Raw genomic sequence first — 7,324 nt, forward strand, 5'->3', positions numbered from 1 at the left:
GGCCATTCCCGTGGGCCGGGCGGCCCCCGGGAGCGCCGCGGGCGGGGTGCCGCCGGCCGATTCGGGCGACACGCCGTCCCGGTACGGGCCAAGGAGGTGGACGCTTCAGTAGGCTGCCCGCCGTGACGGGCCGTTCTGCCCGGCCGTCCGACCGACCCCGTCCCCCGTGGAGGTGACCCCGATGGCCACGCGTGCCTCCTCCGGTGGTTCCGGACGCAAGAAGCCCGCCGCCCGCAAGCCCGCGCCGAAGAAGCGCATGCCGGACGGGCCCATCGCCTTCGCCTTCACCATGTTCGGCCAGTTCCTGCTCGTGCTGTGGAAACTGGTCGCGCACACCGTGGGCGGCGCCGCGCGCGCCGTCGGCCGCAGCGCGCGCGACCTCGACCCCGACCTGCGCCGCGACGGCATCGGCCTGGTCCTGCTGGCCGCGGGCGTCCTCGTCGCCGCCGCCGTGTGGTGGCGGAGCGAGGGGCCGCTGCTGGAGTACACCCGCATGATCGTGGTCGGCGGCTTCGGCACGTTCTCGCCGATCCTGCCGCTGCTGTTCCTGCCGGTCTCGGTCAAGCTCATGCGCACCCCCGGCTCGGGCCGGGAGGGGGACGGCGGGCGGCTGTTCATCGGCACCGTCTCGATCATGCTGGGGCTGCTCGGGCTGATCCACATCGCCAACGGCCTCCCGGAGCCCTCCGACGGCCTGGAGGCTCTCCAGGAGTCGGGAGGGCTCATCGGCTTCGTCGCGGCGGGCCCCCTCAGCGCCGTCGTCACCCCGTGGCTGACCGGCGTCCTGCTCGCCCTCGTGCTGGTCTTCGGCGTCCTGGTGGTCACCGCCACCCCCATCCGGCGCGTCCCCGAACGCCTCCAGACGCTGTTCAACGCCCTCATGGAGCGGGACACCGGTCCCGACTCGGGCATCGGCATCCTCGGCGCGGACCCCGCGCCCAAGGCCGCTCGGCCCCGCAAGCGCAAGCCGAAGAAGGAGGCGGAGGCCGGGACGGTGGCGGGCGATCACGAGCGCCCCTACGACAGCCCGGTGGTGCCGGTGGAGCCCGTCGCCCCCGCCCTCACCGACGAGGAGGAGGCCGCAGCGGCGGCCGCGACCGCGGCCGGGAAGAAGAGGCCGGGCCGCAAGAAGGTCGACGTCCCCGACCCCACGCCGCCCCCCGCCGTGACCGAGCAGCTGACCATCCCCTCCCGGGTGGTCGAGGGCGACTACGAGCTGCCGGCGCCGGGGATGCTCAAGCCGGGCAGCCCGGTCAAGCCCCGCACCAAGGCCAACGACGACGTGGTCGCCGCGCTGTCGGGGGTGCTGACCCAGTTCGGCATCGACGCCGAGGTCACCGGGTTCACGCGCGGCCCCACCGTCACCCGCTACGAGATCGAGCTGGGCCCGGCCGTCAAGGTCGAGAAGGTCACCGCGCTGGCCAAGAACATCTCCCTGGCGGTCAAGAGCGCCGACGTGCGGATCCAGTCGCCCATCCCCGGCAAGTCCGCGATCGGCATCGAGATCCCCAACACCGACAAGGACCTCGTCAGCCTCGGCGACGTCCTGGGCTCGACGGCCGCGACCTCCGACGACCACCCCATGCTGGTGGGCCTGGGCAAGGACGTCGAGGGCTCCAACGTGGTGGCCAACCTGGCCAAGATGCCGCACGTGCTGGTGGCCGGCGCGACCGGCGCAGGCAAGTCCACCTGCATCAACGGGCTGATCACCTCGCTGATGATGCGGGCGACCCCCGACGAGGTGCGGATGATCCTGGTCGACCCCAAGCGGGTCGAGCTGACCATGTACGAGGGCATCCCGCACCTGATCACGCCCATCATCACCAACCCCAAGCGGGCCGCGGAGGCCCTGCAGTGGGTGGTGGGGGAGATGGACCGCCGCTACGACGACCTGGCGGCCTCGGGGTACCGGCACGTGGACGACTTCAACGCCGCCGTGCGCGCCGGGCAGCTGACCGCCCCTCCGGGCAGCGAGCGCGTGTACGAGGCCTACCCGTACCTGCTGGTGATCGTGGACGAGCTGGCCGACCTGATGATGGTCGCCCCGCGCGACGTCGAGGACGCGGTCGTGCGCATCACGCAGCTGGCCCGTGCCGCCGGGATCCACCTGGTGCTCGCGACCCAGCGGCCCAGCGTCGACGTCGTCACCGGGCTGATCAAGGCCAACGTGCCCTCCCGGCTCGCCTTCGCCACCTCCAGCCTCGCCGACAGCCGCGTCATCCTCGACCAGCCCGGTGCCGAGAAGCTGGTGGGCAAGGGCGACTCCCTCTTCCTGCCGATGGGCGCGGGCAAGTCCATCCGCCTCCAGAACGCCTGGGTCAGCGAGAAGGAGATCCGGGCGATCGTCGAGCACTGCAAGAAGCAGTCCGAGCCCAGCTACCGCGAGGACGTCGCGGCCCCCGAGGGCAAGAAGAAGGAGATCGACGAGGACATCGGCGACGACCTCGACCTCCTCCTCCAGGCCGTCGAACTGGTGGTCACCACCCAGTTCGGGTCGACGTCCATGCTCCAGCGCAAACTGCGCGTCGGCTTCGCGAAGGCGGGCCGCCTGATGGACCTGATGGAGAGCCGCGACGTCGTGGGCCCCAGCGAGGGCTCCAAGGCGCGCGACGTCCTCGTCACGCCGGACGAGCTCCCGGGCGTTCTGACGGAGATCCGCGGGGGCTGAGCCGGCCCGCGGGCGGGGGCGCTGGCCTTCGCCGGAGCACGCTCCTGCCGCACGGAGGCGGTGACATTCTGTGCGCCGGTGCCCTCTTTGGCGTGTTCTTGAGAGCTTCATGGGGCGTGGTGAACTGCGTCGGCGACCCCCGGACGGCAGAGTGGAGACCATTCAGTCACACACAGTCGCGGAAGGAGTGCGCATGGCGACGATCGGTCAGACCCTGTCCGGCGCCCGAATCGCGGCGGGGTACACGGTCGCGGACCTCAGCGCCCGTACGCGCATACGGCAGTCGGTCCTCAAGGGCATCGAGGAGGAGGACTTCGTCCCCTGCGGCGGGGACTTCTACGCACGCGGCCACATCCGCGGCCTCAGCAGGGCGCTCGGCCTGGACCCGGCGCCGCTGCTGGCCGAGTACGACCGCGAGCACGCGTCGTCGGACGCCCCGGCCTTCGTCCCCCCGCCGCGCCACCCGGCGGCCTCGCCCGCCGCGGTCAGGGCGGCGGTGGCCGCCGAGCGGGGCGAGGCGTACGCGGCCGACGACGAGGAGCCGATGGCGGGGCCGCTCCCGAGCTTCGGCGAGGACGACCCCGGTGCCGCCGCCGAGCGTTGGGGCCACTTCGAGCGGGACCAGCGCCTGCGCCCCGGCGTGCGCGGGGGCCGTTCCCGCGGGGAGGAGGACGCCGGCCCCGGAGCGCAGGAGGCCGGCTCCCGGCGGGGCACCCGGGGCGTCCCGAGGCCGAGGGAGGACGCCGGCACCCGGCCCGGGGACACGAGGCCCGCGCCGCGCCCCGCGGTCACGGCCGCGCGCAGGCGGCGGGGCGAGGCGGTCCGCCGCCACTGGCCCTGGGCCGTGGTCGGCGTCATCATCCTCCTGGGAGTCGTCGTCGGCGTCCGCACCTGGCAGGACTGGGACGGGGGCAACCCGCTGCGCACCGCGTTCGAGTCCAACGGGGGCGGCGAGACCGTGGACTCCGCGGTCCTCCCGGGGGAGGGGCGGGCGGGCGCGGACGACGCGGCCGTCGTGCCCGCGGCGGAACAGGCCGAGGAGCCCGCCGAGTTCACCCTCGGGCTGGAGTCCGCCGGACGCAGCTGGATCAAGGTCACCGCCCCCGACGGCAGCGACCTGTTCACCGGCTTCCTCCTGAAGGGCGAGCCGCAGGAGTACGCGACGGAGGAGGGCGTCAGCCTGTGGGTCGGCGACGCCGGCTCGGTCGAGGTCTCCGTCGACGGCGAGGTCCTCGGGCCCGCCGGGGAGATCGGTGAGGTCAAGGAGGTCGCCATCGGCCCCGACGGCTTCGACCGGTGACGTCACGGCCCGCTGCCTGGGGGAAGGCGGGCCGGGGTACGGGCGGGTGAGCCGACCAAGGTAATGTGGGGGGCTGCGGGCGGCGCCCACCGGCGCCGCGCCGTGCGCGCGGTCCGAGCGGTCCGCCCCGGCCCCCGCATCACACTCGAAGCTCTCCCACACGCTTGGAAGCCATGTCATCGCGCCGTACTGTCTCTCTCGTCACCCTGGGGTGTGCGCGTAACGAGGTCGACTCCGAAGAGCTGGCCGGGCGTCTGTCCGCGGGCGGCTGGGACCTCGTCGACGGCGACACCAAGGCCGACGTCACCGTGGTCAACACCTGCGGGTTCATCGACGCGGCCAAACAGGACTCCATCGAGACCCTCCTCGAAGCGGCCGAGAACGGCGGCAAGGTCGTGGCCGCGGGGTGCATGGCAGAACGGTACGGCTCCGAGCTGGCCGACGCCCTCCCCGAGGCCCAGGTCATCGGGTTCGACGACTACTCCGCCATCACCGACCGGCTCGACGACGTCGTGGCCGGCCGCAAGCTCGTCCCGCACGACCCCCGCGACCGGCGCACGCTCCTGCCCATCAGCCCCGCCGACCGCGACGCCTCCCAGGTGCACGTCCCCGGCCACGCGGGCTTCGCCGAGGCGCCCGGGGCCGACGGCACCGAGCTGCCCTACCGCGCGGCGGTCCCGCGCCGCCGCCTCACCGGCGGGCCGGTCGCCAACCTCAAGATCGCCTCGGGCTGCGACCGCCGCTGCACCTTCTGCGCCATCCCGACCTTCCGCGGGGCCTACCTCTCCCGGCACCCCGACGAGATCGTGCGCGAGGCCGAGTGGCTGGCGGGGGAGGGCGTCCGCGAGGTCTTCCTGGTCAGCGAGAACTCCACGTCCTACGGCAAGGACCTGGGCGACGTGCGCGCCCTGGAGAAGCTGCTGCCCCGCCTCGCCGCGGTGGAGGGCCTGGAGCGCGTCCGCGTCAGCTACCTCCAGCCCGCCGAGGTCCGTCCCGGCCTGGTGGACGTCCTCACCGGCACCCCCGGCGTCGTCCCCTACTTCGACCTGTCCTTCCAGCACGCCAGCGGCACCCTGCTGCGCCGCATGCGCCGCTTCGGCGACCGCGAGCGCTTCCTGGAGCTCCTGGAGACCGTGCGCAAGCGGACCCCCGAGGCCGGGGCGCGCTCGAACTTCATCGTGGGCTTCCCCGGTGAGACCGAGGCCGAGTTCGAGGACCTGGTCTCCTTCCTCTCCGAGGCCCGCCTCGACGCCATCGGCATCTTCGGCTACTCGGACGAGGACGGGACCGAGGCCCTCTCCCACGAGGGCAAGCTCCCGGCCGAGGTGGTCCAGGAGCGCGTGGACCGGCTCAACCGGCTCTCCGAGGAGCTGATGGTCCAGCGGGCCGAGGAGCGGATCGGCACCGAGGTGACCGTCCTGGTGGAGAGCGTGCTGGAGGACGGCGCCTACGAGGGCCGGGCCGACCACCAGGCCCCCGAGGTGGACGGCAGCACCATCCTGTACGGCGAGGGCCTCGCCGTCGGCGACCTGGTGCCCGCCACGGTCGTCCAGTCGGCCGGCGCCGACCTCGTCGCCGAGCAGGACGAGACCCGGCCGGGCGGGGAAGCCGGGGACAGATGAGCACCCACGACGCGGCGACGCCCGCCCCCCACGTTCCGCTGTGGAACATCGCGAACATCCTCACCATGAGCCGCCTGGTCATGGTCCCGGTCTTCGTGTGGTTCATGTTCCTGGACGGCTCATGGTGGCGGTTCGCCGCCTTCGCCGTCTTCGTGATCGCCGCCATCACCGACCGCATCGACGGCGAGCTCGCCCGCCGCCACAACCTGGTCACCGACTTCGGCAAGATCGTCGATCCGATCGCGGACAAGGCGCTCACCGGGTCCGCGCTCGTCGTGCTGTCCCTCCAGGGCGACCTGTGGTGGTGGGTGACCATCGCGATCCTGGTCCGCGAGTGGGGCGTCACCGCCCTGCGCTTCGCGGTCCTGCGCTACGTCGTCATGCCGGCGAGCAGGGGCGGCAAGCTCAAGACGGTCCTCCAGATCGTGGCCATCAGCGTCTACCTGTTCCCGCTCCAGGTCCTGCCGTTCAGCGACCTCTTCGTGTGGTTCGCGCACATCGTGATGGGCGCGGCCCTGTTCGTGACCCTGTGGACCGGCGGGGCCTACGTGCTGGACGCCGTGCGCGCCGTGCGCGCGAGGAGGGACACCGGGGGATGAACCAGCAGGAGGACCGGGTGGGTCTGGGCTCCGAGGTCAGGGAGTTCCCCGTCGAGTCGCTGACGGCTGCCGGGGCCGTCCACCGCGCCCTGCTGGAGAGCGGTGGGACCTGCGCCACCGCCGAGTCCCTGACGGGCGGCCTGATCGGCGCCCACCTGACCGCCGTCCCCGGTTCCTCCCGCACCTACCGCGGCGGCGTGGTGACCTACGCCACCGATGCCAAGGCGGCCGTCCTGGGGGTCCCCGAGGACCTCCTGGCCGAGCACGGAGCCGTGCACCCCGACGTGGCCGCCCACATGGCCCGCGGCGCCAGGCGCCTGTTCGGCGCCGACCACGGGGTCGCGGTGACCGGCGTCGCCGGACCCCAACCCCAGGACGGGCAGCCCGTCGGCACCGTCTATGCGGCCGTCGCCACCTGGGACGACCGGACGTTCGTCCGCCGGTTCAGTTTCACCGGGGATCGTGCGGGTATCCGATACCGCACGGTCGAGGGCGCGCTGTCGCTCCTGGACTCGGTTGTTCGCGGGAGCACGGCGGGAAACACCCGGACCTGAACCATTGGAGCAGTTCTCCCTCTCCCGGCACTCGGGAACAAAACCACCCCCGAGTGAGGTTCCCCCTCCAGCGAACAGGACGGCAAGAGGTGCCCGAATCGGGCGTGGGGCAGGTACGGTGTTGTATATGAAGGTCGCTACCGGTGGGAGGGAGCGCGAATGATGGTCCTGCTTCGTCACCTACTGGGTGACGTGCTCAGGCGGCTGCGGCAGCGCCAGGGCCGCACCCTCCGCGAGGTGTCGGCCGATGCGCGTGTATCCCTCGGATACCTGTCCGAGGTCGAGCGAGGGCAGAAGGAAGCCTCTTCCGAACTGCTCTCGTCGATCTGCGGGGCCCTGGGGGTCCCGCTTTCGCAGGTTCTGAGGGAGGTCTCCGACCAGCTCGCCCTCGCCGAGCTGCAGGAGGCCGCTCTGCTGGGTGACACGGTCACGACCGACCCCGTCCCCGCCCAGGACCTCGGCATCGAGCCGGTACCGGATCGTGTTCCCCAGGTCGCCGACATGGTCGGGGTCTGACCCCGGCCGGGAACTGTCCGTACAGCCGCACCCTGACCACGTGAAGGAGCCGGCCACCTGAGGGT

6 protein-coding genes are annotated in these 7,324 nt (G+C 72.6%); all 6 read left to right on the forward strand.

The features are described from left to right. Nucleotides 1-181 precede the first annotated feature (181 nt). The 6 genes from ACWGL3_RS29770 (at nt 182) to ACWGL3_RS29795 (ending at nt 7,259) form a co-directional block, all read left to right on the forward strand. Complete coding sequence (locus ACWGL3_RS29770) at nt 182-2,668, forward strand: DNA translocase FtsK (RefSeq protein ID WP_344184298.1); 2,487 nt, start codon at nt 182-184, stop codon at nt 2,666-2,668. Nucleotides 2,669-2,861: 193 nt separating this feature from the next. Then, a complete protein-coding gene (locus ACWGL3_RS29775; protein WP_267946034.1) occupies nt 2,862-3,968 on the forward strand; it encodes a helix-turn-helix domain-containing protein in 1,107 nt (368 codons plus the stop codon). A gap of 173 nt (nt 3,969-4,141) precedes the next feature. Next, nucleotides 4,142-5,590, forward strand: coding sequence for a 30S ribosomal protein S12 methylthiotransferase RimO (rimO, locus tag ACWGL3_RS29780; protein ID WP_267946033.1), 1,449 nt, complete (start codon nt 4,142-4,144; stop codon nt 5,588-5,590). After that, on the forward strand, nt 5,587-6,189 hold the full coding sequence (pgsA, locus tag ACWGL3_RS29785) for a CDP-diacylglycerol--glycerol-3-phosphate 3-phosphatidyltransferase (protein WP_267946032.1): 603 nt from the start codon (nt 5,587-5,589) through the stop codon (nt 6,187-6,189). The genes rimO and pgsA overlap by 4 nt, the downstream gene beginning before the upstream one ends. Then, on the forward strand, nt 6,186-6,743 hold the full coding sequence (locus ACWGL3_RS29790; protein ID WP_267946031.1) for a CinA family protein: 558 nt from the start codon (nt 6,186-6,188) through the stop codon (nt 6,741-6,743). Before pgsA ends, ACWGL3_RS29790 begins: the two co-directional genes overlap by 4 nt. Before the next feature lie 159 nt (nt 6,744-6,902). Then, nucleotides 6,903-7,259 (forward strand): helix-turn-helix domain-containing protein, encoded by a 357-nt coding sequence (locus ACWGL3_RS29795; protein ID WP_267946030.1) that lies wholly within the window; start codon nt 6,903-6,905, stop codon nt 7,257-7,259. The last annotated feature ends 65 nt before the right edge of the window (nt 7,260-7,324 follow it).

The organism is Nocardiopsis sp. NPDC055824, assembly GCF_053616335.1.